The 24,442-nt window shown below is 55.6% G+C and carries 35 protein-coding genes and 1 tRNA gene; 20 read left to right on the top strand and 16 right to left on the bottom strand.

The genetic code is table 11. From position 1 onward, the window contains the following. Window positions 1–10: 10 nt before the first annotated feature. The gene (locus tag IEY52_RS14625) at window positions 11–313 is read left to right on the top strand and encodes a hypothetical protein (protein ID WP_189003554.1); all 303 of its coding nucleotides are present in this window, start codon (window positions 11–13) and stop codon (window positions 311–313) included. 6 nt (window positions 314–319) lie between these two features. On the opposite strand, the gene IEY52_RS14630 is transcribed toward IEY52_RS14625, so the two are convergent. From IEY52_RS14630 to IEY52_RS26970, 3 genes are all read right to left on the bottom strand, one after another. Then, on the bottom strand, window positions 320–805 hold the full coding sequence (locus IEY52_RS14630) for an NUDIX hydrolase (RefSeq protein WP_189003556.1): 486 nt from the start codon (window positions 803–805) through the stop codon (window positions 320–322). Window positions 806–879: 74 nt separating this feature from the next. Further along, the gene (locus IEY52_RS14635) at window positions 880–2,415 is read right to left on the bottom strand and encodes a glycerol-3-phosphate dehydrogenase/oxidase (RefSeq protein WP_229684809.1); all 1,536 of its coding nucleotides are present in this window, start codon (window positions 2,413–2,415) and stop codon (window positions 880–882) included. Between the two features lie 191 nt (window positions 2,416–2,606). Continuing rightward, complete coding sequence (locus tag IEY52_RS26970; RefSeq protein ID WP_189003558.1) at window positions 2,607–3,065, bottom strand: MarR family winged helix-turn-helix transcriptional regulator; 459 nt, start codon at window positions 3,063–3,065, stop codon at window positions 2,607–2,609. A 179-nt stretch (window positions 3,066–3,244) separates the two neighbouring features. Between IEY52_RS26970 and IEY52_RS14645 the strand changes: the two genes are divergently transcribed. Continuing rightward, window positions 3,245–3,571, top strand: coding sequence for an antibiotic biosynthesis monooxygenase (locus IEY52_RS14645; protein ID WP_189003560.1), 327 nt, complete (start codon window positions 3,245–3,247; stop codon window positions 3,569–3,571). Between the two features lie 60 nt (window positions 3,572–3,631). On the opposite strand, the gene trmH is transcribed toward IEY52_RS14645, so the two are convergent. Together trmH and IEY52_RS14655 are read right to left on the bottom strand one after the other, a co-directional pair. Beyond that, the gene (trmH, locus tag IEY52_RS14650) at window positions 3,632–4,294 is read right to left on the bottom strand and encodes a tRNA (guanosine(18)-2'-O)-methyltransferase TrmH (protein ID WP_189003562.1); all 663 of its coding nucleotides are present in this window, start codon (window positions 4,292–4,294) and stop codon (window positions 3,632–3,634) included. Window positions 4,295–4,367: 73 nt separating this feature from the next. Next, window positions 4,368–5,201 carry an isoprenyl transferase gene (locus IEY52_RS14655; RefSeq protein ID WP_189003564.1) on the bottom strand — a complete coding sequence of 278 codons (834 nt, stop codon included), beginning with the start codon at window positions 5,199–5,201 and terminating at the stop codon, window positions 4,368–4,370. 188 nt (window positions 5,202–5,389) lie between these two features. Between IEY52_RS14655 and IEY52_RS14660 the strand changes: the two genes are divergently transcribed. Continuing rightward, on the top strand, window positions 5,390–6,046 hold the full coding sequence (locus IEY52_RS14660) for a CPBP family intramembrane glutamic endopeptidase (protein ID WP_189003566.1): 657 nt from the start codon (window positions 5,390–5,392) through the stop codon (window positions 6,044–6,046). Between the two features lie 55 nt (window positions 6,047–6,101). Here the strand turns inward: IEY52_RS14660 and mutY are convergent, their stop codons facing one another. Beyond that, window positions 6,102–7,091 (bottom strand): A/G-specific adenine glycosylase, encoded by a 990-nt coding sequence (gene mutY / locus IEY52_RS14665; protein ID WP_229684810.1) that lies wholly within the window; start codon window positions 7,089–7,091, stop codon window positions 6,102–6,104. Window positions 7,092–7,222: 131 nt separating this feature from the next. On the opposite strand from mutY, the gene IEY52_RS14670 reads away from it, so the two are divergent. Next, window positions 7,223–7,870: a DUF2270 domain-containing protein gene (locus IEY52_RS14670; protein ID WP_229684811.1), complete on the top strand. Its 648-nt coding sequence runs from the start codon at window positions 7,223–7,225 to the stop codon at window positions 7,868–7,870. A gap of 6 nt (window positions 7,871–7,876) precedes the next feature. On the opposite strand, the gene IEY52_RS14675 is transcribed toward IEY52_RS14670, so the two are convergent. Then, window positions 7,877–8,887, bottom strand: coding sequence for a CAP domain-containing protein (locus tag IEY52_RS14675; RefSeq protein WP_189003571.1), 1,011 nt, complete (start codon window positions 8,885–8,887; stop codon window positions 7,877–7,879). A gap of 343 nt (window positions 8,888–9,230) precedes the next feature. On the opposite strand from IEY52_RS14675, the gene IEY52_RS14680 reads away from it, so the two are divergent. From IEY52_RS14680 to IEY52_RS14700, 5 genes are read left to right on the top strand one after another with little or no spacing between them, the layout of a single operon-like run. Continuing rightward, window positions 9,231–10,091 (top strand): ABC transporter substrate-binding protein, encoded by an 861-nt coding sequence (locus tag IEY52_RS14680; RefSeq protein WP_229684812.1) that lies wholly within the window; start codon window positions 9,231–9,233, stop codon window positions 10,089–10,091. 4 nt (window positions 10,092–10,095) lie between these two features. Continuing rightward, window positions 10,096–11,100 carry a FecCD family ABC transporter permease gene (locus IEY52_RS14685; RefSeq protein ID WP_189003573.1) on the top strand — a complete coding sequence of 335 codons (1,005 nt, stop codon included), beginning with the start codon at window positions 10,096–10,098 and terminating at the stop codon, window positions 11,098–11,100. Continuing rightward, window positions 11,097–11,894 (top strand): ABC transporter ATP-binding protein, encoded by a 798-nt coding sequence (locus IEY52_RS14690; RefSeq protein ID WP_189003576.1) that lies wholly within the window; start codon window positions 11,097–11,099, stop codon window positions 11,892–11,894. Before IEY52_RS14685 ends, IEY52_RS14690 begins: the two co-directional genes overlap by 4 nt. Further along, a complete protein-coding gene (locus IEY52_RS14695; protein ID WP_229684813.1) occupies window positions 11,887–12,237 on the top strand; it encodes a (2Fe-2S) ferredoxin domain-containing protein in 351 nt (116 codons plus the stop codon). The genes IEY52_RS14690 and IEY52_RS14695 overlap by 8 nt, the downstream gene beginning before the upstream one ends. Window positions 12,238–12,258: 21 nt before the next feature. Continuing rightward, window positions 12,259–12,633: a hypothetical protein gene (locus IEY52_RS14700; RefSeq protein WP_189003578.1), complete on the top strand. Its 375-nt coding sequence runs from the start codon at window positions 12,259–12,261 to the stop codon at window positions 12,631–12,633. Window positions 12,634–12,640: 7 nt separating this feature from the next. On the opposite strand, the gene IEY52_RS14705 is transcribed toward IEY52_RS14700, so the two are convergent. Next, window positions 12,641–13,198: a hypothetical protein gene (locus tag IEY52_RS14705; RefSeq protein ID WP_189003581.1), complete on the bottom strand. Its 558-nt coding sequence runs from the start codon at window positions 13,196–13,198 to the stop codon at window positions 12,641–12,643. Between the two features lie 107 nt (window positions 13,199–13,305). Between IEY52_RS14705 and IEY52_RS14710 the strand changes: the two genes are divergently transcribed. From IEY52_RS14710 to IEY52_RS14730, 6 genes are all read left to right on the top strand, one after another. Further along, the gene (locus IEY52_RS14710; protein ID WP_189003583.1) at window positions 13,306–13,764 is read left to right on the top strand and encodes a hypothetical protein; all 459 of its coding nucleotides are present in this window, start codon (window positions 13,306–13,308) and stop codon (window positions 13,762–13,764) included. A 144-nt stretch (window positions 13,765–13,908) separates the two neighbouring features. After that, the gene (locus IEY52_RS14715) at window positions 13,909–14,163 is read left to right on the top strand and encodes a hypothetical protein (RefSeq protein ID WP_189003585.1); all 255 of its coding nucleotides are present in this window, start codon (window positions 13,909–13,911) and stop codon (window positions 14,161–14,163) included. Between the two features lie 496 nt (window positions 14,164–14,659). Next, complete coding sequence (locus tag IEY52_RS14720) at window positions 14,660–14,974, top strand: hypothetical protein (protein WP_189003587.1); 315 nt, start codon at window positions 14,660–14,662, stop codon at window positions 14,972–14,974. Between the two features lie 52 nt (window positions 14,975–15,026). Continuing rightward, window positions 15,027–15,161, top strand: coding sequence for a hypothetical protein (locus tag IEY52_RS26975; protein WP_268239729.1), 135 nt, complete (start codon window positions 15,027–15,029; stop codon window positions 15,159–15,161). Window positions 15,162–15,346: 185 nt separating this feature from the next. After that, on the top strand, window positions 15,347–15,577 hold the full coding sequence (locus tag IEY52_RS14725; RefSeq protein ID WP_189003589.1) for a hypothetical protein: 231 nt from the start codon (window positions 15,347–15,349) through the stop codon (window positions 15,575–15,577). A gap of 95 nt (window positions 15,578–15,672) precedes the next feature. Beyond that, window positions 15,673–16,197, top strand: a complete 525-nt coding sequence (locus tag IEY52_RS14730) for a hypothetical protein (protein ID WP_189003591.1) — start codon at window positions 15,673–15,675, stop codon at window positions 16,195–16,197. Between the two features lie 10 nt (window positions 16,198–16,207). Here IEY52_RS14730 and IEY52_RS14735 read toward each other — a convergent pair whose 3' ends face one another. From IEY52_RS14735 to IEY52_RS14750, 4 genes are all read right to left on the bottom strand, one after another. Continuing rightward, the gene (locus IEY52_RS14735) at window positions 16,208–16,567 is read right to left on the bottom strand and encodes a low affinity iron permease family protein (RefSeq protein ID WP_189003594.1); all 360 of its coding nucleotides are present in this window, start codon (window positions 16,565–16,567) and stop codon (window positions 16,208–16,210) included. A gap of 239 nt (window positions 16,568–16,806) precedes the next feature. Beyond that, complete coding sequence (locus IEY52_RS14740) at window positions 16,807–17,160, bottom strand: DUF1304 domain-containing protein (RefSeq protein WP_189003596.1); 354 nt, start codon at window positions 17,158–17,160, stop codon at window positions 16,807–16,809. Between the two features lie 26 nt (window positions 17,161–17,186). Next, window positions 17,187–17,507 carry a hypothetical protein gene (locus IEY52_RS14745; protein ID WP_189003598.1) on the bottom strand — a complete coding sequence of 107 codons (321 nt, stop codon included), beginning with the start codon at window positions 17,505–17,507 and terminating at the stop codon, window positions 17,187–17,189. Then, entirely contained in the window at window positions 17,488–17,988 is a 501-nt protein-coding gene (locus IEY52_RS14750; protein ID WP_189003601.1) for an NAD-dependent epimerase/dehydratase family protein, read from the bottom strand. Before IEY52_RS14750 ends, IEY52_RS14745 begins: the two co-directional genes overlap by 20 nt. A 109-nt stretch (window positions 17,989–18,097) precedes the next feature. Between IEY52_RS14750 and IEY52_RS14755 the strand changes: the two genes are divergently transcribed. Together IEY52_RS14755 and IEY52_RS14760 are read left to right on the top strand one after the other, a co-directional pair. Next, the gene (locus IEY52_RS14755) at window positions 18,098–18,277 is read left to right on the top strand and encodes a hypothetical protein (RefSeq protein WP_189003603.1); all 180 of its coding nucleotides are present in this window, start codon (window positions 18,098–18,100) and stop codon (window positions 18,275–18,277) included. Window positions 18,278–18,320: 43 nt separating this feature from the next. After that, a complete protein-coding gene (locus IEY52_RS14760; RefSeq protein ID WP_189003605.1) occupies window positions 18,321–18,659 on the top strand; it encodes a hypothetical protein in 339 nt (112 codons plus the stop codon). A gap of 58 nt (window positions 18,660–18,717) precedes the next feature. Here IEY52_RS14760 and IEY52_RS14765 read toward each other — a convergent pair whose 3' ends face one another. Both IEY52_RS14765 and IEY52_RS14770 read right to left on the bottom strand, forming a co-directional pair. Beyond that, entirely contained in the window at window positions 18,718–18,948 is a 231-nt protein-coding gene (locus IEY52_RS14765; RefSeq protein WP_189003608.1) for a hypothetical protein, read from the bottom strand. A 106-nt stretch (window positions 18,949–19,054) separates the two neighbouring features. Then, window positions 19,055–19,130 (bottom strand) — tRNA-Gly (locus tag IEY52_RS14770). 456 nt (window positions 19,131–19,586) lie between these two features. Here IEY52_RS14770 and IEY52_RS14775 point away from each other — a divergent pair. Genes IEY52_RS14775 through IEY52_RS14785 form a run of 3 tightly spaced genes read left to right on the top strand, consistent with a single transcriptional unit; the run spans window position 19,587 to window position 22,071 of the window. Next, the gene (locus IEY52_RS14775) at window positions 19,587–20,750 is read left to right on the top strand and encodes a HEAT repeat domain-containing protein (RefSeq protein ID WP_189003610.1); all 1,164 of its coding nucleotides are present in this window, start codon (window positions 19,587–19,589) and stop codon (window positions 20,748–20,750) included. Window positions 20,751–20,809: 59 nt separating this feature from the next. Then, entirely contained in the window at window positions 20,810–21,523 is a 714-nt protein-coding gene (locus IEY52_RS14780) for a polysaccharide deacetylase family protein (protein WP_189003613.1), read from the top strand. Then, entirely contained in the window at window positions 21,481–22,071 is a 591-nt protein-coding gene (locus IEY52_RS14785; RefSeq protein ID WP_189003615.1) for a hypothetical protein, read from the top strand. Before IEY52_RS14780 ends, IEY52_RS14785 begins: the two co-directional genes overlap by 43 nt. 176 nt (window positions 22,072–22,247) lie before the next feature. On the opposite strand, the gene IEY52_RS14790 is transcribed toward IEY52_RS14785, so the two are convergent. Next, window positions 22,248–22,916 (bottom strand): V-type ATP synthase subunit D, encoded by a 669-nt coding sequence (locus IEY52_RS14790; protein WP_189003617.1) that lies wholly within the window; start codon window positions 22,914–22,916, stop codon window positions 22,248–22,250. A gap of 106 nt (window positions 22,917–23,022) precedes the next feature. After that, window positions 23,023–24,435 (bottom strand): V-type ATP synthase subunit B, encoded by a 1,413-nt coding sequence (locus IEY52_RS14795; protein WP_189003619.1) that lies wholly within the window; start codon window positions 24,433–24,435, stop codon window positions 23,023–23,025. Window positions 24,436–24,442: the final 7 nt, after the last annotated feature.

Here is a 24,442-nt window from a genome sequence, read left to right on the forward strand (position 1 = left end):
AGGAGTGGAAATGGAAGCACCTGAAACCACAGGATTTATCGAGGTCATTTTTCCATCTGTTCCTGGATTTGGCATTGATGAGCGGGATGAAATCGAAGACACCCTTCAGGAAATGCTGGAAAACAGGGAGTTGGGAGATGTCAGTGGTTCTGGGGCTGGAATGGGAGTCATGATTCTGGACATTGATGTCTTTGATGCCAGGAATCTGGAGGAAACAGTGCAGGTGATCATGGAAGTGCTAAAAAACCACTCCTGTCCTTCAGGAACTCGAGTCCAGATCAATCAGCCTTACCAGAAAACCCATCAGCTTTAAGCAACCTCACCTTCTGGAGAGGTGATTTTTCACGCGCTCCCGGATGGTCTGGGCAGATTCACGCACCAGGGCGGTCTGCTCGGGCCAGAACAGATCCGGGAACTGGGACAGTTCAAACCAGCGGACCCCCTGGGTGTGCCTGGGGTCGGTGGGGGTTCCGGTCAGTTGCTTTGTGAAGAACAGGAAGAAGTGCTGGGTGATCCAGATGCCCTTCTTGAGGCCATAGCGTTCTTTGACCCCCAGTTTTCCCAGAGAAACCACTTCCATCAGGCCGGTTTCTTCGCCCACTTCACGGATGGCGGCTTGCAGCAGGCTCTCGCCACGCTCCACGCCTCCTTTGGGCAGTGCCCACTGGCCTCCCACTTCCTGGGCAACGGCAACATAAATTTTTTCCCGTTCCAGCCGCACCACCACCCCTCCTGCCGAGGTGCGGTCTTTCACCGGGGTGACCCGGTGGTACCAGGATTCATCAATTTTCAGTGCCTCTGCCATGACATTCAGTATAGGGGAGGTGCAGGATTTGAGGGAGCAGGGCAGCAGCGTTCTCCTGCCCTGCTCCCCTTGATTCACAAGCGCTGGTATTGCTCGGTGATGCCTTTGAAGTGCTCGAGTTGCTGGTTCACCTGCTGCTCCGGGGTGTGCAGTTCTTCCCTGAGGATGGCTGCGACCCTTGGGGCAGCTTCGGTGGCGGCCCTGGCATTGAGCAGGATGGCACGGGTGCGTCTGGACAGCACATCTTCCACGGTGCGGGCCAGTTCATGGCGCACGGCATGGCGCACTTCGGCTTCCAGGTAAGGCAAATCCGGGTGGAGTTTCTGGGTGCTTCCGGGCAGGGAAAGCACTTTGTCTGCATCGGTTCCGTACACCTTCAGGGGTTCAGAGAGGTTTTCGGTGGTGTGCCCGTGGAGTTTCAGCAAAGCAGTGCGGTGGGGGGTGTCCCTCAGGCCTGTCACCTCAATGGCCCGGTCAATGGCGTCCTGTCCCATGCGTCGGTAGGTGGTCCATTTGCCGCCCGTGATGGTGATGAGCTGGCTCTGGGACACCCGGATGGTGTGGTCTCTGGACAGGGCTGCGGTGGAGGATGCACCTTCTGCCTTCACCAGAGGTCTGAGGCCCACAAAAATGCTGCGAATGTCCGATTCAGAGGGCTGCTTCCCCAGGTACCTGCGGGCCGTTTTGAGGATGAATTCCACTTCCTGAGGAAGCGCATGGGGTTCCAGGCTGACGTTGGGCACGGCGGTGTCGGTGGTGCCGACCACCACCTTGCCATGCCAGGGCACCGCGAACAGCACCCGTCCATCGTCTGTTCTGGGAACCATCAGTGCGCGGTCTCCTGGCAGGAATTCCTGGTCCAGAACAATGTGCACCCCCTGGCTGGGAGAGAGCATGGGCTGCACAGCAGGTTCATCCATCTGGCGCACAGTGTCCACAAAAACCCCGGTGGCGTTGATGATGGCTTTTGCCTTCACCTCGTATTCGGTGCCGGTTTCGCTGTCCTGCAGCTTCACACCGCAGACTTTGCCTCCCTCTTTCAAGAGGCCTCTCACGGGAGCGTAATTGAGGGCCACCCCTCCCAGATCTTGCAGGGTGCGCATCAGGGTAATGGCCAACCTTGCATCATCAAACTGACCGTCATGGTACAACACCCCTCCCTGCAGGCCTTTTTGCTGGATGGTGGGGATGTCTTTCAGCACTTCATTTTTACCCAGGATGCGGCTCTTTCCGATGCCCAGCCTTCCGGCCAGCAGATCGTACATTTTCAGGCCGATGCCGTAAAAGGGTTTCGACCACCAGTCGTAGGCGGGAATCACGAAACCCAGGCTGCGCACCAGGTGGGGGGCATTGCGGGTCAGCAGGCCCCTTTCATGCAGGGCTTCCCGCACCAGGGAGATGTTGCCCTGGGCCAGGTAGCGCACCCCTCCGTGCACCAGTTTGGTGCTGCGACTGGAGGTGCCTTTGGCAAAGTCATGGGCTTCCAGCAGGAGGGTTTTATATCCTCTGGCAGCAGCATCCACCGCAGAACCCAGACCGGTTGCGCCTCCTCCAATCACGATCACATCGAAGGTGTCGCTGAGTGTGTTGAACTGCTGCTGTCTGTCCATGCCTGCCTCCATGCTTTCCATTGTGTGGGGAGTTGGTCCCATTGCATCTGTCTGATGCATGACTTTTCGGCTTTTTGAGCCTATATACCCTCACAGTAAAAGACCCTGAGCGAATGGTCAAAAGGTTTGAACATCTGTTCACTCTGGGCTTCAGGGGCAGAGCAATGTGCAGTTTCTGTGCAGCATAAGATTTATTGTTCCTGTTGCAGTGAGACAAAAAGGTCTTGCAGCAGGGTGCGCAATTGATCCAGTTGTTCGGGGCTGGTCCTGGAAGCCCACTCTTTTTCCACCTGCTGGCCCGCTGCCATGGCCAGTGGGCGCACGGTCTTGCCTTTGTCGGTCAGGAAGACCAGACGGCCCCGGCGGTCTGCAGGGTCCGGGTGGCGTTCCACATAACCCCATTTTTCCAGTTCTTCCACGGCCTGGGCCATGGTCTGCTTGCGCACCCGCGCGAGGGCTGCAAGTTCACTGACCTGAATGCCCTGTTCGGGCACAAAGCTGAACACATTGGCATGAAACTGGCCCAGATCTGCATGCCCTGCTTCTTGCAAGGCAACATCCACAGACAGGGCAAACCGCTGGTGCAGCAAACGAAGAAGCTGTCCAAGCGAGGGGGGCACTGCAGGTGGGAAAGCATCAGGTTCAGGCATAACGTAGACAGGCACCTGTCTTTATGCTAAGCTCAAATGGACAGGCATCTGTCTACATTCTAGCACTCCAGCTGGCTCTGAAGTGCACCATCCCTCCTGACCCAGAACCCACATCACCACCCTCTGGTTGCTGATCCAGCCTTCCAGACCGGCCCCTGTTCCCAGCCAAGGAGCTGAACATGCTGCATCCCCAAGCTGTCTTCAAAATTGATCAATTCACGGTTCCCGCTCCATCCAGAACAGAATTTCTGCAAAGGGTTTCCCAGACCCTGGAGGTGTTGCGGGCTCAAAGAGGTTTCGTGCAGGACTTTCTGCTGGAACACCAGACCGAAAACCCTGCTTCCAGCACCATCATCACCATTGTGGAATGGGAGAACCCTGAAGTGATGCCTGCAGCCAGAGCAGCCGTGCAGGCTTTTCACCAGAACATCGGGCTGGACGCTACAACCCTGTATGACAGGCTGGGCATTAAAGCAGATCTCAAGAATTACCAGCAGGTCTTGTGAAAGCTTCTCTGCAAAACAAAGACCTGCCATACAGCAGGTCTCACAGGTTTCTGGATTTGATCAGACCTGAGGGCTGACCTGTACGATCATGCCTTCTTCGTCCAGTTCAGGGTAAGCCTCTCCCCTGTCCTGGTAAATTTCGGCCAGTTCGGGGTACAGCCATTCAAAGGTCAGGCGTTTGAGGGTCACAGGCTCAATCTGGGGCTCTCTGTACATGCCTGCCACCTGACGTTGACGCTGCGCTTCAAACAGGATGGTTGCTGCTGCCACCGAGACATTTAAACTCTGCACCATGCCCATCATGGGGATGATGATGTTCTGGTCTGCGGCTTTTGCTGCGTCTTCAGACACCCCCCATTTCTCTGCACCCAGCAGGATGCAGGTGGGGCGGGTGTAATCCACTTCCCGGTAATCCACAGCACGCTCTGAGAGGTGGGTGGCCAGCACCTGATACCCCTGTTTCTGCAGGTCCTCGATGGTGGGGATCACCTGTTTGTGGGTGTGCAGCGGAACCCATTTCTCTGCGCTGCCAGAAGTTGCGTTGTAGGTGGGCATGCCGCCTCTGGGCACGATGGCGTGGGCCTGCATGGCCCCCACCGCATCACAGGAACGCAAGATCGCTGAAAGGTTGTGGGGCTTGTGCACTTCTTCAAGCAGCACCGTCAGGGTGGGTTGCCGCAGGGAGAGCACCCTCTGGATTTTTTGCAGTCTGGCCTGTTTCAAGATCTTTCCTCACATTCAAAATCTCCCCTTCGGGGAGATTGGATTTGCTCTTTTTCTGCTGGCTGGAGCAAGCTCACTTTCCGAAACGCCGCTCCCGGTCCTGAAAACTGCGGATGGCCCGCAGAAAATCCACCCTTCGGAACGAGGGCCAGTAGGCATCACAGAAGTAATACTCGCTGTAGGCACTCTGCCAGAGCAGAAACCCGGACAGGCGAATCTCCCCGCTGGTGCGGATGATGAAATCCGGATCGGGGGTGCCTGCAGTCTCCAGGTAGTTGCCAATGTGGCTGACATCCAGGCTTTCTGCAAGCTCTTCCAGGGTTTTGCCTTCCTTGACCTTGTCCACCATCAGGCGTTTGACTGCGCCAACGATCTCCTCGCGGCCTCCGTAGCCAATGGCGATGTGCAGCAGCATCCCGGAGTAATCTCGGGTGGCTTCTTCCAGCTGGTGCAGGGCTTCACGGGTTTTTTCAGGGAAGGCCTCGGTCTGGCCAATCAGTTTGATGCGCACCTTGTTGGCATGGATTCTGGGGTCCTCCACCATCTTGGCCGCTTCACGGGTGAAGAGTTCCAGCAGATCTGCGACCTCCTGGGGATCCCGGCTCTTGTTGTCCGAGGAGAACACCCACAGGGTCACATGCGGAATGCCCAGCAGCAGGCACCATTCCAGCACCTCGTAGGCTTTGTGCGCCCCGATCTGGTGGCCGGTCTTGATTTCCTTGTTTAAGCTGCGGGCAAACCTGCGGTTGCCGTCCAGAATGATGCCCAGGTGCCGGGGCATCTTGCCGTGGGCACGGACTTCACGCAGAACGCGGCGTTCGTACCACCAGTACAGGGGTTTCTGGAGGTCTTCGAGGAAATGAAATGCTTTTTTGAAGTTCACCTGGGGAACACTGGCTTCTCTCATAAGTGTGCGTGCCGTGTCCAGCGCAAGTTGTTCATCGCACAGGCACGGCCCATCCGATCCAGTGTAGCACTGTTGTCTGAGAGGAAACCAACAAGACCAGAGGAGGGACAGCAGAGACCTCTGACCTCCTTCTTTTGGAGGATGTGGGCTGGTGGCTGGTTTTTTACACTGCATTCAAGAGGTCCAACATGCGTCAGATTCAACACAAATCCACAGCCGCCCCATTGGTCCTGAGCAGCTTTCTTTCAAAACTCAAAGCAGAACTTCAAAAAGCTGGCGTGGGTGCAGGACTTGGCCTGCTGCTTTTTTCAGGCATTGCACTGGTGGTGCTGACCGGCAACCTTGCAGTGCACGGAGTGCAGGGCATTCACCCATCCATGCTTGCAGGCATGGGCTCCCTGTTCTTTGCCGCCCTGATGGAAGAAATCCTGTTCAGAGGACTGGTCTTCTCCTGGTTGCAGCGCAGATGGGGCCTGAATGTGGCCCTGGTGGGTTCAGGTGTGCTGTTCAGCCTGGTGCACCTGCTCAATCCGGGCAGCAGTCTGGCTTCCCTGCTGGGTGTACTGATTGCTGGGGCTTTCTTTGCTGTGCTGTTTGCACGATACAGAAGCCTGGGGCTGAACACGGGGCTGCACTGGGGATGGAATTACACCCAGGGGGCCATCTGGGGGCTTCCCGTATCTGGCTGGACTGAATTTACCAGAAATCCTTTGCTGGACACCTCTTTGCAAGGCCATCCCTGGCTGACAGGCGGAAGTTTTGGGATGGAAGCCTCCTGGGTCACCCTGCTGACCATTGGGCTGCTGACCATTGGACTGTATCGAAACATCCAGACCTCAAGATGAGCTCACCCTGTTGTCCCCTGATCTGGATCGATCAGGGGAAGTTTCACTGGGCTGCTCACCCGAACAGGGAACCCTGTTTTTCCTGCAGCACGCCCAGCAGCTTGCGGTCCAGTCTGGACATGGCCACCGTGCTGGCTGTTCGGGGAAGGTCTGCCTGGGCCTGGTGCACCTGCACCACGAAATGCCGGTGGGTCATGGTGTGCTCGATGGTTCCCAGAAACCTGGCCTCCTTTGCAGCAAGTCTGCCCAGCAAACGGTTCAAAGCCACTTCTGCTGTTTCTCCGGACTGCACCTGTTCCAGAGGAGGTCCGCTGAGTCCTCCCAGCAGCCCTTTCTCCGGGCGCTTCTCGATGTAAAGGGTGTGCAGGTCTCCCACAATCAGGGCCACGGCCTGCACTTCTTTGACTTCTGCCCGCACTTTGGGAGCCGGGTAATCGGTGGGTTTGCCAGACTGGTAGGCCTTGCAAAAGGTTTTGACCGGGCATTCCGGGCATTTTGGGGCTTTGGGGGTGCAGATGGTGGCCCCGAGTTCCATCACAGCCTGGTTCCAGTTTCCTGCTTCCTGCACGACCAGCAAACCATCTGCAGTGGTTTGCAACCACAGTTCGGTGGGTTCTTTGATGGCGTACCAGCGGGCCAGCACCCGCCGGACGTTGCCATCTACAACAGCCTTGGGGTACCCGAAAGCAATGCTGCTCACGGCTGCAGCGGTGTAAGGTCCCACCCCCTTGAGGGCCAGCCAGCCTTCAAACGTTTCTGGGAAAGGATCCTCTGCGATCTGTTTTGCTGCAGCATGCAGGTTTCGGGCACGGGCATAATAACCGCAGCCTTCCCAGGCCTGCAAAACCTCCTCCAGAGGGGCCTGGGCCAGATCCTGCACTGTGGGAAAACGCTCCACAAAGCGCTCGTAGTAAGCGGTGCCGGTCACCACCTGGGTTTGCTGCAAAATCACCTCGGACACCCAGATTTTGTAGGGGTCGCGTGTGCGCCGCCAGGGCAGGTCGCGGGCGTTTTTGTGGTACCAGTTCAGCAGCTGTTCTTGCACCCCAGCAGTATATCGGGCCTCCCCACTCTGAATATCACAACGGGTTGCAATTCACTCCAGGCCCCTTATAGAAAGCTTCATATGCTTTTGCTGATCGCTGACAGCTGATGTCTGAGGGCTATAATCAGGATGTGACGGTCCTGAGTGACAAAAAAACCGACAGCAGTTACAGCAGCAACTCTGCCAATGCCCTGATTCACCTGTACCGTGCCGAAGTGGGCCGCATGACCTCCTACCGCCAGCGTCTGGACATGACCACCAACTGGGCGGTGGTGACCAGCGCAGGGATCGCCTCTTTTGCCTTCTCCAACGAGGTCACACACGCAGTTTTTCTGTTTGCCATGTTCATGAATTACTTTTTCCTGCACCTGGAATCCCGACGTTTCCGGCAGTACGAGATTGCCCACCACCGGGTGCGCATCATGGAGCGTTTCTTTTACCCTGCCATGCTGGGAGATCCTGTGGATGGCAGCTGGCACCATGTTTTGCTGGGAGAACTGGCCAAACCCATGAGCCCCATGCGGCGCATTGACGCCATGGGCTGGAGGCTCAGGCGCAATTACCTGTGGCTGTACGCAGGCATCCTGATCGTGTGGATCACCAAGGTGGACACCCTGCGTCTGAAAGGTGAGGTCTACGCTTTTGGTGAATACCTTGAGCTTTACCATGTGGGCAACATCCACGGCTGGCTGATTGTGCTGCTGGTGGTGCTTTTTTACATTGTTCTGATCAACATGGCCGTGTATGCCAGCAAGTACTACCCGCTGGAATCGGATTGAGCACTTTCACTTGAACGGCACCCCGAACACCTGGGTCCAGTAATTGTTGTTCTGTTTGTCCTGGGTTTCCACGTAACCCACCCCAAGTTCTTCAAAATTCCCCATCATGTTGACGCAGTGGCCGTGGCTGTGGGCCCAGCCGTCCACCACGGCTTCTGGGGTTTTGAACCCTTTGGCGATGTTCTCTCCCACCGACTGGGCGCTGTACCCTGCAGCAATGGCACGGTCCAGCGGAGCAGAGCCGTCTCTGGGGGATTTGTGGTCAAAGTACAGGTTGGCGGCCATGCCCACCGACTGGGCCAGAGCCGCACGGTCCAGGGTGGCATTTTTGCGCAGCAAGGATCTGGGGGTGCCTGTGAAGTCCTGGGTATCGCAGTTCCAGCCTTTGATTCTCAGGTCGTTGGTGAGCACCAACACTGCGGCTTCAAAAGGCAGGTTGCCTGTGAACTGGCCCAGTTTGAATTCAGTGCTGCTGGAGATTTTGCCCTTGCTGCTGTCAATGCTGAATTGCAGCTTCTCTTTGCCGGTGGCTCCAGCAGATCCTGCTTTCAGCAGGATGCGGTTTCCCTGCAGGGTTTTGCCGTTGATCACCCAGCTGGCCTGCGGATTGGGGGTGTAGACGTGGCTCAGGTTGACCAGTTCTGCAGTGTTGTCCAGGGCAAAAAGAATCACAAAAGCCGCTTTTTCCTGCTCTCCGGTGATTTTGACGTTCAGGTCAAAACGGGCGGTTCTCATGCCCGGAATGTCCACCTTGACGCTGGCCTTGTAGGTTCCGGGTTTGTAATAAGTGTGCCTGGGGCTGGCTTCTGTGGAGGTGGTGCCATCTCCGAAATCCCAGGCGAAGCGGGTCCCAGCCGGGAATCCACCTTCTGCAGTCAGGTTGAATTGCACCTGGGCTGGAGCAAGGTTTGCTCCCACGGTTTGATAAGAGATTCTGGTTTGCAAGGCAGAAGCCATCCCACCCAGGCACATCAGCCCCAGGCACATCAGCCGGTTCAGCAAGGTGCATCTCATCATTGTGATCTTCAGTTTACGCTCATTTTCCTTACAAAAACCTGCAGCTGGGTTATACAGCACCAGAACAGCTGGGGCTGGCTGTGTATTGATTTGCACCCCTGCAGGGCGTACTCTGAAGCACGGTTGTGAAACACAACCCAGGGGAACTCCGGTGAAGTGTTCTGTCAGACACCAGTCCGGGACTGTCGCGCAACGGTAGCTGCCACAGATCAAAAGGCAGAAGTCCGAACACCTGAATGCAAGCACCTCTCGCGGAAAAAGGGGGCTTTGCGCAAAACCCTGTTTTGCCAAAGACACCCGCCCATGCTGGCGGTTTTTTCATCCCGAGAAGACAGGAGTCGAAGTGAAACGTTTTGTTTTGAGCACCATCATGCTGCTGGGGTGTGCTTTTGCCACCAAATACCCACTCACCATCAAAGATGACCTGGGAAGCACCGTGGTGATCCCCAGAGAGCCCCTGCGCATCATCAGCATGCTGCCCAGCAACACCGAAACCATCTGCGCACTGGATGTGTGTGATCGCCTGATCGGCCGGGACGATTACAGCAACTTCCCCAAAAGCGTGGAAAAAGTGCAGGCTTTTGGCGGGCTGTACAACCCCAATGTGGAAGCCATCATTGCGGCAAAACCCGATCTGGTGATCGCCAGCAAGTACGGCAAACTGGCCGAACGCCTGAACCAGGCGGGCATTCCCGTGATTGCTGTGAACCCCGAAACCTACCAGGACATCTTCAAGAAGACCACCCTGCTGGGCAAGGTGCTGAACCGCGAGAAGCAGGCCAGTGCCCTGAACATCAAGGTGCAGGCCGAGGTCAAGAAGTACGAAATCCTGGCCCGCAGTGTAAAAACCCCCAAAGTCTACTTTGAAATTGACCCTGCCCCTTACAGCATCGGCCCCAACTCTTTCATGGGTGTGATTCTGGCCAAGGCGGGCGGTCAGAACATCATTCCTGCCGAACTGGGCGACTTTCCCAAGATCAGCCCTGAACTGGTGATCGAGAAGAACCCCCAGGTGATTCTGGGTCTGAGCCTTGCAGACGCGCAAAAACGTCCGGGCTGGAGCAGCATCGATGCCGTCAAGAACAAGAAAGTCATTGAAGTTCCCTGGGAACTCAATGAAATGCTGGGTCGCCCCGGTCCCCGCATCGGTGAGGCCTTAAAGGGCCTGGTGAAACTGCTGCACCCCCAACTGGCCAAGAAGTGATTTCATGCAAAAATCCCTGCCCCTGAAACGCAAGGTGTACCCCACACTGCTTCTGACGGTGGGGGTTTTGCTCCTGTGTGTGCTGCTGGCGGTCAGTCTGGGAAGTGTGAACATTCCACTGGTGACCACACTGCTGGCCCTGTGGAAAGGCATCTCCAACCAGGCCCGTGAAGGTCTGGAAGTGATTGTGTGGGATGTCCGTTTCCCACGGGTCCTGATGGGGATGCTGGTGGGGGGGTGCCTCGCCATGAGTGGGGCCACCTACCAGGGCCTTTTTCGCAACCCGCTGGCCGATCCCTACCTGATGGGGGTGGCGTCCGGGGCGTCTCTGGGGGCCACGGTGGGCCTGATTCTGGGGGTGCCCAATGCCTGGATTCCGGTGCTGGCCCTCATTGCTTCGCTGCTGAGCGTTGCACTGATTCTGCTGCTGTCTGCGCAGGGTAAAGTCCTGAAAACCACCAACCTGATCCTCACCGGCGTGGTGGTGGGAAGCCTGAGCACCGCCATCAGCACCTACCTGATGCTCAACCACAAAGACGACGTGCGGCAGGTGTTCTTCTGGACGCTGGGGAACCTGGCTTTCGCAAGCTGGCAGAACATCCAAACCATGCTGCCTTACCTGCTTGTGGGAGGACTTTTTCTGCAAAGTCTGGCCCGTCCGCTCAACACCCTGCAACTGGGAGAGGCCACGGCTTACAGTCTGGGCATCCCTGTGGACCGCCTGAAATGGCTGCTGATCATCGCCAGCAGCCTGACCACAGCAGTGGCCGTCAGTTATGTGGGCATCATCGGGTTTGTGGGATTGATTGCTCCGCACATCATGCGCAGGCTGGTGGGGTCCCATTACCCGGTCCTGATTCCCATGTCTGCCCTGCTGGGAGGGGTGCTGCTGGTGGCGGCAGACTTGCTGGCCCGCACATTGATCCGCCCGTCTGAACTTCCGGTGGGCATCGTGATGACCCTGGTGGGGGGCGGTTTTTTCCTGTACTTGCTGAGGAAAAACGCATGAATTCGGAACCCGCTTTTGAAGTGCAAAACCTCTCGGTGCGTCTGGGGCAACAGGTCATCTTGCAGGACCTGCAGGCCAGTTTCCCTGCAGGTCAGCTGTGTGCCATTCTGGGGGCCAACGGGACAGGCAAAAGCACCCTGCTCAAAAGCCTGCTGGGCTGGCTGAAACCTGCTCAGGGCAGCATCCAACTGCTGGGGCAGCCCCTGCAGCTTTATGCCCGCAGGGAACGTGCCCAGACCCTGGCTTACCTGGACCAGACCCAGATCCTGCCAGAAGACCTCAGCGTGCAGCAACTGACCAGCCTGGGACGGCCCCAGGTGGGAAAATGGCTGTGGGGCATCCTGCCCCACCCCCTGGACAGCACCCGACCAGAAGACGAGGAGGCCGTTGCATGGGCCATGCACCGCACCGACACTTTCCGCTTCAAAGACCGTCTGGTGGGCGAGCTTTCTGGCGGTGAAAAACAACGGGTGTTGCTGGCCCGTGCCCTCGCAGCCCGCCCGAAAGTGCTGCTGCTGGATGAACCCACCAACCACATGGACATCGCTTACCAGGCAGACCTGATTCGCCTGCTCAAGCGGGAGGTGGAAAAAGGGCTGACGGTGGTCCTGGTGGTGCATGACCTGAACCTCGCAGCTCTGGCAGACCACATCACCCTGATGCAGGGAGGCAAAGTGATTCAGCAGGGCACAGCCGCAGAAACCCTCACCACGGAAATGGTGCAGAAAACCTATGGGGTCAGGGTGGAGGTGCTGACCCATCAGGGCCGTCAGGTGGTGATTTTGCGTGAATGAACCTCTCAAAAAACCCCGTTTCTTTGCCACCCGTGGACACCTGATGCTCTGCCACAACACCAGTTGCCGTCAGAAAGGAGCAGACTTGCTGCATCTGGCCCTCACCCGCCATCTGGAACAGGAGCACCTGATGTACTACAAATCCGGGGGCAGTGTGCGCTACACCCTCAGTGGGTGCCTGGGGGCCTGCAGCCACGGTCCTGTCATGGCCTGCTACCGCCAGACTGCGCAGGGTCTGGAACAGGGCTGGTATTTCGGGATGACCTTGCCCCTGGCTTTGCAGGTGGCCCGCTCCATTCAGCAGCAAACCCCTTTGCCGGGTGAACACAGATTTGACCTCTGAGGGTCAGGTGGCCTGTGAAACTTGCGATTTCCTTTCTGGCTGGCCTTTCTGCTGCTCTGTCCCTCAATGCATGCCCCGATGGTGCAGCGCATTGAGGGACAGGTGGAGGTCCAGACCGACCACTGGCACCCCCTGCAGCCTTACACCCTGCTGAAATCCCCCATCCGCTCCCTGCCGGGCAGTCACCTGCAGTATGAAGCCCGCCAGCAACTCATTCTGCTGAACGTCTCTGAAGGAGGCCGTTTCAGCCTGACCCTGGAATTGCCTGATGGGGAACATGCCTTCACCCTGCGTGCTGAACGGGACGGCAAAGAAACCACGCTGGACGGCAGTGTGACCATCCAGCGTTTCCCAGGGTCGCCCGTTGAAATCAAACCTGACTCCCTGCCTAAATAAACCCGATTTATTCAGGCAAAATGCAGTCATCCTTGCTGGAGATTTTCAGGTTTTCCACGGTAAAGCGCAAGGTCTGGGCATTGATGGAGAGTCCGGCTTTCACCTGAGGAAAAACTTTGCTGACATTGAGGTTCTGGGGGTTCTGGTTGTACCGCAAAAGCCCTGCTTTGAAGAAGCCCTGCAAAGCAGCATGGTCCCGGTCCTGCAAACCAAAACACACCTGGGAAAGCCCCAGCATCAGGGCCTGCAAATAGCCTGCCTGGCTGCTGAAAACCTGGCTTTTTTTCACCACCATGAAGTTCTCCAGTTGCAATTCAAAACCCTGCAGCACCTTCTTTTGCTTTGCAGTCTTTCCCAGCAAACGAAAAACATGCTGTTCCTGTCCCTGCTTCAGGGTGATTTGAAAGCTGGCCAGGGTTTTCTGGTTGACCTGCTGCACAGGAAGCATCTGGACTTCTGCCACTTTGCCTTGCCTTTTCAGATTGTTCAGCAGGTCCATGGTGTTCCAGGTGGAAGCCTGGGCCACAGAAAAACTGAACAGAGCGAGCATCAATAGCGGTTTCATGTCTTCCAATATAAAGAATCTGTGGATGCACAGAACAAACCCCAAACATGAACCGTCCATAAAGCAAGGCTGCATCTTCACTTCAGTGCGCCCCTCTAACATGAGACATGATCGGTGAATTTCTCAACAAATTGGACCTGATTCTCGATGAAACCGAACGCCTGGAGCAGGCCCGCCTGGATGAGCAGGAACGGCAAGCCCGTGAACGGGCATTGCAACTGGAAAAAGTCACGGCCTTTCTGAACCAGCAGGTCAGACCGGTGTTTGAGGCCTGTGCTGCTCGCCTGCAAGAAAAACATTATCCAGTGACCGTGCATGCTGGAGAGCAGGATTTCCCTTCCATCCAGATCAGCATTGCCACCAGAAACAACACAGACCGGGCAGACCTCAGGTACAGTTTTGATCCCAATCTGCGGGTTCTGCAGAGAACCATCACGGGGGTGGACTTTGGTTCCCTGCTCAGCGACCTGAATGGCAGCATCGACTGGGAACTGGAAACCCCGGAAAGCACCAGCAGGGCACTTTTGCTTTTTGTGGACATGCATCTGAAATACTGGGCCAAATAGCTGTCTCAGACTGTGACAGCATTGCTGCTGAGCCCCTGCTGATGCAACCCTTAAGGGCACAATCCAGACATGTTCTCATCTTTTCAGATGTGCTTCAGGCAGGGCAGGTTTAATTTGTAGTATCCCCTGCCAGAGAGGTTGAGCATGTTCAGTGTTCCCATCCGCTCCGATTTTGAAGGCGTTCACAGCTCCATTCGCACTGCACAGCGGGCTTTGGAAGAAGCCAAACTGTACCTTTCGCAGCAACCCCAGCTGGCCCGCAAGTTGCTGATTGCCGCCCGCAGGGAATTCAACACCGCTCTGGGTTATGCCAGAACCACCGGGCAGAACACCGAGCGGCTGCAGCAGGTGCTCAATCAGGTGGATGACCTGTTGCTGGACAACATCCAGCTGACCTGACACCACATCCATGCACAGGCATGTTCTGAACCTCCATATTCATCTGGAGGTTTTTTACTGTTCAGCATGAAGTTTCCAGAACCTTGCCAGGATTTTGATTGCTCTGCTGGAATTTGAACAGACCAGGCATGAAGTTTAATTGAGTCTCACCTGAAATTCAGCTGAGGAGAATATGCTGTGTGCATGGGTTGGTTGACTGCGTTGCTCATCTTTCTGGTTCTGCTTCTGGCAATAGAACTGGCTTTGTTGTGCGCCCATGAACCTGGATTCTGAAAGCACACTCCTTCCTGATCCTCCAGGTTGCAGGAAACCACCACCCTGAACTGCCCAGCAACAGAGCAAGGACCCCCTCCTTGCTCTGTTGGTTTTGCTCTGTTGGTTTTGGTTTAGAGGTTTTTTTTGCAGGGCCAGGGCAGCAAAGGGCAAAAAGATTCACTGTTCTTGTGGCCTGCATCTTCAACAATGAATTCAGCAACGCATTCAGAAAGGATGAACCATGACCCATTTCCCCACAAATTCAACCCAGAAAATCCAGCAGGCCATCAGCCATTTCGTGGCCCAGCATGCAGACCAGACCCTCACCTTCCAACTCCCTGGCATGCAAGCCAGCACCCTGCAAGCAGGCACAGTGGGTTCACTCACCGTTTCTTCTCTGGAAGAAATGGCTCAGGACAACCTGTCAGAACTGCAGGAAAGCTGGAACCAGACCCTGATTGCCGTGCGCAATGGAGAACTCTCCCATCTGGTGATTGACCTGCCAGATGGGCAAGCCACCTCTCTGAAAATTGTTCCCACCAATCAGGACACCTGACCGAAACCCAGGGGTGACCTTACAGTCACCCCTCTTCTCTTAGGATTTTCACATGAATGTCACTTCATGGTGTTTGCTGCTGATCAATGCCCTGATCTGGGTTCCGGTATATGCCCTCTTTGCTGCCCTGAAAAGAATTCCCAGGCTTCCTGAGGATCGGGAGGGAAAACCCCGTTTTGGAAAATAAGAAAGCTGAAAAAACGCTCTGCAAAAGCCAAACGGCAAAACATCCCCTTCTGAGGTGTCTCAGATGGGGTTTTTCAGTTTGGGGTTTTTCAGCGGTCTGATCTTACAGGAGATGTAGAAAACCGTACACATTGGACTTTCCAGTGCAGCCTAAACTGAACACACTTCATTCAAAGGAGCACTGACATGAGCGAAAAAAATCTGGGAGACCGGCTGGTGGACGCTGCCGAAAGCGTCAAAGAACGCATCAATCAGGGTGCAGCCAACTTGCGTGCAGAAGGCCATGAGCTGGCCGCCGAAAACAGCGACAACCTCGCTGACAAAGCCAAACACAAGGCTGAAGAACTCGAAGACCGCGCCAAAGCTGCATTGCATGATGCCAAAGCCGATCACGCAGCCAAAAACGCTGAAGAGTAATTTCTAAAGCTTTCCATGCAGAACGCCCCAGTAAAGAAGGGGCGTTCTTTTTGCTGCACCCTGCATCAGCCGGGCATTCAGGCTTAGAATGGATCATGAGCACTCACCTGAAAGACATCATCCACAAACAACTGGGTGCAGTTGAGTTCATCACCCATGACCCACTGGTCGCTCATGTGGCAAGGGAAAAAACCCCCCAGCTCTTTGAAGAAAAAATCACCCCGGTGACTTTTTCAGAACAGCAAGGCATGTTTTACGTGTTCAACTGGCGGGTGTATGCCTTTTACGAATACACCCTGCTGCATGAATCCAGAGGGTTTCGCATCCTCAGGGCCATTCCCATTGACAGGGAAAAAGGCTTTGACAGCATTCCCTCACGTCTGCTTTACGGACTGCGGCGCATCGACCTGGAAAAAGCGGGCGTGGACCTGCATGTGCTTTTTGCTGCTGTTGGAGATCCCAACGACCTGAACCACCTGTTCTTTCCAGCAGCACCAGACCTCTACCTGTACCTGGCTTACAAAAGGGACCCGGCATGGGTGCTCAGGCAAATTCACAGCCCAGAAGCCCTGCGCAGAATTGCCAGCCAGGAAGTGGTGCTCTTTCATCTGGGCATCTGAACCTCAGAACTCAACGGGCTTTCTTCTTCACCTCCCGAAATTCCTCTTCCAGTGCTTCAATTTCTTCATCGCTGGCCTCTTCAAGGTCCACCATGGTGTTGCGGGCGTCCTGCACTGCCCGGATCAGTTCATCGAGTTTCAGATGCAGGGCTCTGGATTCGCGGTTCTGGGCGTTCTGAATCAGGAACACCATCAGGAAGGTGATGATGGTGGTGCTGGTGTTGATCACCAGCTGCCAGGTGTCCGAGAAGTGAAACAGAGGCCCGGTCACCAACCAGACCACAATCATGCCCAGTGCCACCACAAAAGCCCAGGCCGAACCGGTGATTTCTGCGGTTTTCTGGGCAAAACGTCTGAAAAATGCGTTCATGGGACCTCCCATCAGGTGATTTGCAGGTCAGATGCCTTCAGCCTGAAATCTGATGATGTGGCCAGAATGAAATTCAAGAAAACATAAAGAATCCCACCCTGGCTCAAGGGTGGGTGACTCAAGGAAAAATCAGGTGCAACTGATGCAGGAATTTTGAATTGAAATCATGTTAGGGGATTTCCCTGAAACAATCCTGAAATGCTTGATGCAGTCCGGCAAAATCATTCAAGCTCTGGACATCAACGTGCAATCAAAAGGAAGATCAGGGCCAGCAATGCAGGAATCCCCTGCACCATGAAAATGCGGGGCTTCACGGTCGCACCACCATAAATGGCCGCCACCAGCACACAGGCGCAGAAAAACACCTTGACGTCCCACTGACCGATGATCAGGCCCCAGGCCAGACCCGCAGCCAGAAACCCGTTGTAAAGGCCCTGGTTGGCAGCCAGAACCTTGCTGTCCTGTGCAGCCTGTTCGGTGGTGCCAAAAATGCGGCGGGTGTTGGGGGTGGTCCACAGGAACATCTCCAGAACCATGATGTACACGTGTTCAATCATCACAAGCACGACAAAAAGGGTGGCAAGAAAGGACATGCCTGATCATATCCTGAAACGGTTGTTTAGCGGTATTTGTCAGGGTATTCCCTGTCTGTGAAAATGCCTCCAATGGGCAGGTCTTGCAGCTCTACAAGTCTGCCTCCCTGCTGCAAAAGGTCAGGAAGGTGAAGTTCCGCATTGTCCTGGGGCTGGTATCCCCAGCCATACAGCAAACTGTTGTCTGCAAAATTGCGGGTGTTGTTTGAGATGCCATAGACCACTGAAAAACCCGTGCTGGGCTGCCGCAGGCACACCTCTGTCAGGTGCACCATGTCTCTGAAACTGATCCAGGTGCACAGATGGCGGATGCTGGAGGGTTTTTCCTCAAAACTGCCAATCCTCACACACCGACTCCAGACCAAACTTGTCCCAATACAGGCTGGCCAGGGCTTCTCCCAGGACCTTGCTGACCCCATAAAACGTGTCCGGTCTGGGAGGCACTTCAGATCCGATGTGGCCGTGGATGGGATAAAAACCCACAGCATGGTTGCTGCTGGCAAAAACCACCCGTTTGACCCCCTGCAGCCTTGCTGCTTCATAAATGTGGTGGGTGCCCAGCATGTTCACAGAGAGCAGGTCCGTGAACGCAGCTTCGTCGGGAATGCCTCCCAGGTGCACCACAGCGTCCATGCCCTCCATGGCTTTTAAGACCCCATCAAAATCTCTGAGGTCACAGGGCAGCTGTTCTTCATTGCTGGTCAGTTCAGAAATGGGCTCCACATCAGACAGCCTGAGCCGAAAACACCCCGTTAGCCCCCTGCGAAGAACAGAACCAATGTTTCCCTTTGCTCCGGTGATCAAAACGTTCTGGATGGTCTTTTGCATGCTGCACCATAGCACCTGCGACTGAAAATCCAAACCCAGATTGCCAGAAATCCAGCAGTAAAACCCTGCGCTGGTTCCTAAACTGAACTCCTCAAGAGAGGAGCCTCACATGATTGAAGATCCCCACCTTCCTGGATTCACCCCGGACCCACCAGACCGACCTGACACGCCTGAATTCCCCAACAACCCGGAAAACCCCACTTTGCCCGGTTTTGTTCCTGAACCTCCCGAACCCGAGCAGGATCCTCCAGCACAGCCAGGACCAGAAACCGATCCTCCTGTGTTCTGATGGGCCATCCTGAAACCTGCCCTGCAAACCTATAGACTGGAGCATGGCACAATTTGAAAAGACTCAGGCTTTATTGCAGGCTGCTTTACAGCTCTTGAAAGGTCCCGTCTCCGCCCAGGCCCACAATCAGGTGGTGCACCACCTGCACGATGCCTATGACCTGATCCGTCCTGACACCCGCCAGGACCAGAATGGGCAGCCTTTTGAACCCCTGAAGCCCAAGCTGCTCAATTTCAGTTACTACCAGCGCCACGCCACCGAAGTCCGGGGCCACACCCAGGAAGCCCTGGATGAACTGGAATTCATGCTGGAAGAGGGCGTCAGCACCGCATGGGTGAACAGCATTGCGGATTCTTTGCGGGAAGCTTACGACAAGCTGTAAATGAGCAGAGGAAGGGGTCTCTTCTGTGATGACCTCTTCCTCTGCTTAAAAGATGTTTTCAGTCTTCGGTTTGTGGAGCAGCTTTAAGGCCACAGAGTTTTCTGGCCCAGGCCAGGGCTTCCTTGTGGGTGTCAAAACTTGCCAGTTTCAGGGCTGGACCCTGCACCATGCTGGCCTCCACATAAAAAAAGTCATCGTGGGTGGTCTGCACCAGCAGGCTCTGCACGTTGTCCAGGTTGAGCAGGACCACAGTGCCATCGGAATCGTATGCTTCAGTGAATTTGGCCATGGTCCAGTTTACCTGCAAGTGGGGTCAGGCAATGTCAGTCTGAGGCAAAACAGGGGTTAAACAGGGGTCAAAAAAGAAACCAGAAGCATGGGCTTCCGGTTTTTTCTGGAGCGGGTAACGAGACTCGAACCCGTGACATTCAGCTTGGGAAGCTGACGCTCTACCGACTGAGCTACACCCGCATTCTCTGGTGAAAAAATTTTACACCAACCGGGTTCAGGCGACAAGAGCATCAAAAGCTGTTGTGGGCAGGCATTCTGACCTACCACTTAGGTCATCTCAGGGATGTGGTGGACGCTGCAGCTTTCTATACTGCAGACAGCATGCTGGAAGCAAAGAAACCCTACAATATTTCAGGTCTGATGAACCTCATGGATGCCATGATCTCGCCCTCTGGACATCTTTTTTCATCTGATGGACATGATTTACAAGATCTTTTCAGGCGAATTTCTGCGCTGGGATGGGTCACCCTCGATGAGGACCTGAGGTCGCTGTCTTTTTACTTTTCCGGCAGACAGCGGCTCAGCCATGCCATCACACCCCAGTGGATGCAGACACACCTCGCTGATTTGCAGCAACAACCTCACCTGCTGTGCTTTGTGGCCTGTCATCCGAATGGTTATGTCAGGGAGGCAGCCGTGCAATTGCTGCAAAATTCTGGTGCTCTGGAAGCCACAGCATTGCTGCTGGTGCGTGCCAACGATTGGGTGCAAGCTGTACAGCTGCAGGCCCATGCAGCCCTCTGGAAGCGCCTTGTCCCTGAATGCAGGGAACACTGGATTGAACTCTTTCCTCTGGTTGTGCGCCTGCTGGAGGGCACCAGAGCAGGTGCGCCTGAGTGGTTTTCTGCCTTGCTGAAATTGCTGTCCCAGCCGGAGTCTCGCCAACTGTTGCAGTCAAAATTTGCCTTTCTGGACGATCTCACACGCAAGAGCCTGATGCAGGTGGTTCAACATCAATTGACAGATCCAGGATGGCTGCCCATTCTCCAAAAAGATCCCAGTATTCAGGTGCGCAGGCTTCTGGCACAACACGCTCCTGTGGCTGATCTGTTTGAACTGACCGGAGATGCTGACTTCAAGGTCAGAGAAAAAGTGACCCAGCGCATTGCTCAGGAAGGCACACCCCAGCAAATCCGTCCTGTCCTTTTGCAGGCTTTGCTGGACATGCGATCTGGCAACAGGGCACTGGCCCAGTACCTTTTGAAAAAACAGGGCGATGAGGTCAGGAGACTTTACCTTGCAATGCAACCCAACAACACCAGAGAAAAAATTGGCCTTGCAGGTGGGCTTGCCGATGTGGGCACTTTGCAGGACTTGCCCCTGCTGAAAAACCTCTCCAGACACCCTCACCCGAGGGTGCGTGCTGAAGCCCTCAGGGGTCTGGGACGACTGGGACCTGTCCAGTTCCAGAAAGAGCTGGAAGATGCAGTTCTGGAAGTCCAGCGCATTTCCTGGACTGCACTTTATGCCTTGAGGGCAGCACAGCTCATCGCAGAACCTGCCATTCAGAGGCTCTGGCTGAAGGCCACCACCCCTCGGCAACGCAAAAACCTGATCCAGATGGTTTTGCAGCTTCCCAGGTATCAGGCTGTGGCTGTTTTGCTGGAATGGCGGCCTCTGGTCACCCCTGAGGAGGGAGGAAAAATCCTGCAGCACATCCAGATCTTGTTGAAAGGTTATGGAGTGGCTTACTTCACCAAACCTGCTGTGAGCATCCAGAAACGCATCTGGAACAGTTTGTATGTTCAGGAGGTGCCCAGAACCCTGAAGGCCACGTTGCTGGAACTCTCGAACCATTAAGACCCGCTCACACCCAGTGAAAGGTTCCCGTGACGCCCTGCACGTTAAACTGTCAGGCAGTGTCCACTCCTGTTCCCACCCGCACCCCACCCAGACATTCTCCGTTTGCCGTTTACCCGAGGATGCAACAGCTTTTTCCAGAGATCCTGTGGATGGGCCAGTCCCACCCTCAATTTGCCCTGACCTTTGATGATGGCCCCCATCCTGTTGACACCCTGCAACTGCTGGAAGTTCTGGACAGGCATCAGGTGAAAGCGACCTTTTTCTGGCTGGGTGAGAACATCGAGAAGAACCCCGAACTGGTCCAGGCGGCTGCAAAAGCAGGCCATCAGGTGGCTTTGCATGGCTGGACCCACCTCCCCTTTCCCTTGCTGGGCACAAAGCAACTGCAGAAGGACCTGGAACGCACCAGAGGCCTGCTGACCGACCTGACCGGGATTCAGGCCGCAGACCTGCGGGACGTGCGGCCCCCTTATGGTGCTGTGGTGCCCAAAACACTGCGCAGTCTCAAAGCCTGGGACTACCGCACCGTGCTGCTCAGCAGCATCCCCATCCACTGGGTGCAGAGTGTCAATGCCACCGTCAAACAGGTGCTCCAGCACGTGCATGGTGGCATGATCCTGGATTTGCACGAAGGACAGCCCACAGGCCCACGGGTGGCAAAAATCACCAATGTGCTGTTGCCTGAACTCAAGGCACGGGCGTATGATTTTGTGACCATTGACCAGATGTGGCGGGAACATCGGGTGGGGTCTGGCGTGGTGGTGCGGTAAAGCTGGAACCCAGCGGGCGAGGCTCGCCTCGCCCCTACATCATCCAAAGATTCAGTACAATTCCAATCATGAATTCTTTGAAAGTCCGTTTTGGATTGCCAGAGCATGGCTGGATTGCCCTGACCATTGAAAATGGCAGCCTGAAGGCTTGCATTGATGCCGACTCCAGATTTGAAGCCTTTGATGAACTGATTGAGGCACTCAGAAGCATGCACTCTGGTGAGGAGAATGCTGTTGCAACCTGGTATGAAGAACCCAATCTGACAGAATTGCATTTCCAGCAAACCCCAGAAAAAATTCAATTGAGCTGTGTCAACACCAGAATTTATGATCTGGCTGATCAGTCTTCAGATCAATCTTTTGTGGTTGAAGGAAGGTATGGCGAGATCTGTCTGCCTTTTGTGCAAGCTTTGCTGGTTTTGCGAAAAGCTGTAGCTGGGAAAAGATGGCTGAAACTGGCCCAGGATGACTTTCCAGAAGATGAATTTCAGGAGTTTTTGGAATTGCTCAAAGCTGATCCAGAACTGGAACTGCAGTTGAAAATGTAGGGGCGCAGCGTGCTGCGCCCTCTTCTGCCCTCCCCCAACCTCCCCATACAACAAAAAATTCCCCAGATTGCTCTGAGGGACCTGCAATTCCTGTACATTTCCAAACATCCCAGACAACAAAAAAGTCCCCCTTCGTTAAGGGGGACAGCTTCGAGCAAAGCGAGAAGCAGGGGGATTTAATCCGCTGCTTGCTGCGCTTCGCGGGCTTCCTTCTGGGCGTTTTCTTCTTCGCGCTCCAGTTTGGCTTTGATCTTCTTCAGACGGAAAGACTCTTCGCGTTCACGCTGGTCCAGAACCCCACGGATGAAGCGGATGTCGTCTTCCACGCCAGGAATCACGATCTGTTCCAGGGCGTTCACACGGCGGGAGGTCTTTTTGATTTCTTCCCCGATGCGGCGCAGTTTGGTTTCGGTGGCGGCCACGCTGATGATGGCAGCGAGCACCTTCTGAAACTCCTGTGCAGCGGTCATGGTGCGGGCACCCACCCCGATGGGGGAAAAGGGCACGTCGCTGGAGAATTCGGGAAGGTCAATTTTGGGAACCTTCACGCCGTACACGCTTTCCACCTGCAGATCGACCTGCAGCTCGCTTGGACGGGCGAGGGCAAGGCTCTCGACAGCTTCGGGGCTGTCCCAGGCTTTGGCGGTGAACAGGCTGAGGTAGGCACCCTTGGACACGGAAGCAAGGGCTTCACGGGCGGCGAGGGCGTCCTTCACCAGCGCGAAGAATTCTCCGATCAGGGCGTCTCTTTTTCTTTTGAGCAGGTCTGCACCATCGCTGGCCAGTTTTTTCTGGGCCTTGCTGGCGAGCAGTGCAGTGCGGGTGGGGCTGATTTGTCCGGCCATGGTTTCTCCTTTGGAAGTTTAGAGTTCACAGTAGACAGTTCACAGTCTATTGTCCCAGAAGCAGACGGCTTTTTCTGTAAACTGTCTACTGTTTACTGTTCACTTCTCAGATGCCCATGTTGCGGCCACCGCGCCACATGTCGTCCAGCTTCTCACCGTAGAACTTGTCGATGGAATCTTTGCCGATGCGGGTCAGCTCGCTTCTGGGGAGTTTGGAGAGCAGTGCCCATGCGACGGTCAGGCTGTCTTCGATGGAGCGGTCCTGGTCTCCCTGGTTGAGGAAGAACTCTTCGAAGTCATCTGCAAAGCGCAGGTACAGTTTGTCGTTGTCGGTGAGGGCGTCTTCACCGGTGATGGCCACCAGTTTGCGCAGGTCCAGACCGTTCGAGTATGCAGCGAACAGCTGGTCCGAAACGTTCTTGTGGTCTGCACGGGTTTTGCCCTTGCCGATTCCGTTGCCCATCAGACGGCTCAGGGAAGGCAGGGGGTTGATGGGGGGGTACACGCCTTTGCGGTTCAGGGTGCGGTCCACCACGATCTGGCCTTCGGTGATGTATCCGGTGAGGTCAGGGATGGGGTGGGTGATGTCATCGTCGGGCATGGAGAGAATGGGAATCTGGGTCACAGAACCCTTCTTGCCCTGGATCACACCGGCGCGCTCGTACAGGGACGCAAGGTCGGTGTACATGTATCCGGGGAAGCCACGGCGTCCGGGAATTTCTTCGCGGGCACCACCGATTTCACGGAGGGCTTCACAGTAGTTGGTCAAATCCGTCAGGATCACCAGCACGTGGTAGTCATGCTCGAAAGCCAGGTACTCGGCGGCGGTGAGGGCCATCCGGGGGGTGAGCAGTCGTTCCACGGCAGGGTCGTCTGCTTTGTTCAGGAAGAGGATCGAACGGGCCAGAGCGCCGGTTCTTTCGAATTCCTGGGTGAAGAAGCTCACTTCGCGCTGGGTCAGACCCATCGCTGCGAACACCACGGCGAAGTCCCCTTCGTGACCGGGCACTTTGGCCTGACGGGCAATCTGGGCAGCCAGTTCGTTGTGGGGCAGACCGGAGCCGGAGAAGATGGGCAGTTTCTGTCCACGGATCAGGCTGGTGTTCACGTCGATGGTGGAGATGCCGGTCTGAATGAACTCTTCGGGCTTGTCGCGGGCAGCAGGGTTCATGGCCTGTCCGTTGATGGAGAGGCGCTGCTCGGCCACCACGGCAGGCAGTCCGTCGATGGGGCGGCCCAGACCGTTGAAGCGGCGGCCGATCATCTCTTTGGACACACCCAGACGGGCAATGTCTTCCACCAGGCTGACACTGGCAGAGGCCAGGTCCAGTCCAGAGGTTTCTTCGAAGATCTGGATCACGGCGTACTCGGTGGAGACTTCGATGACCTGTCCACCGCGAATGCGGCCCTTGGCATCTTTGATCTCGACGATGGCACCGTAGTTCAGGTCAGAGGCTGCGTTGACGAACAGCAGTGGACCCGAGATGTAACTGACATCGGTGTACTCTTTTTTGAGCATCGTTGGC

Source organism: Deinococcus roseus (assembly GCF_014646895.1).
GTDB lineage: Bacteria > Deinococcota > Deinococci > Deinococcales > Deinococcaceae > Deinococcus_C > Deinococcus_C roseus.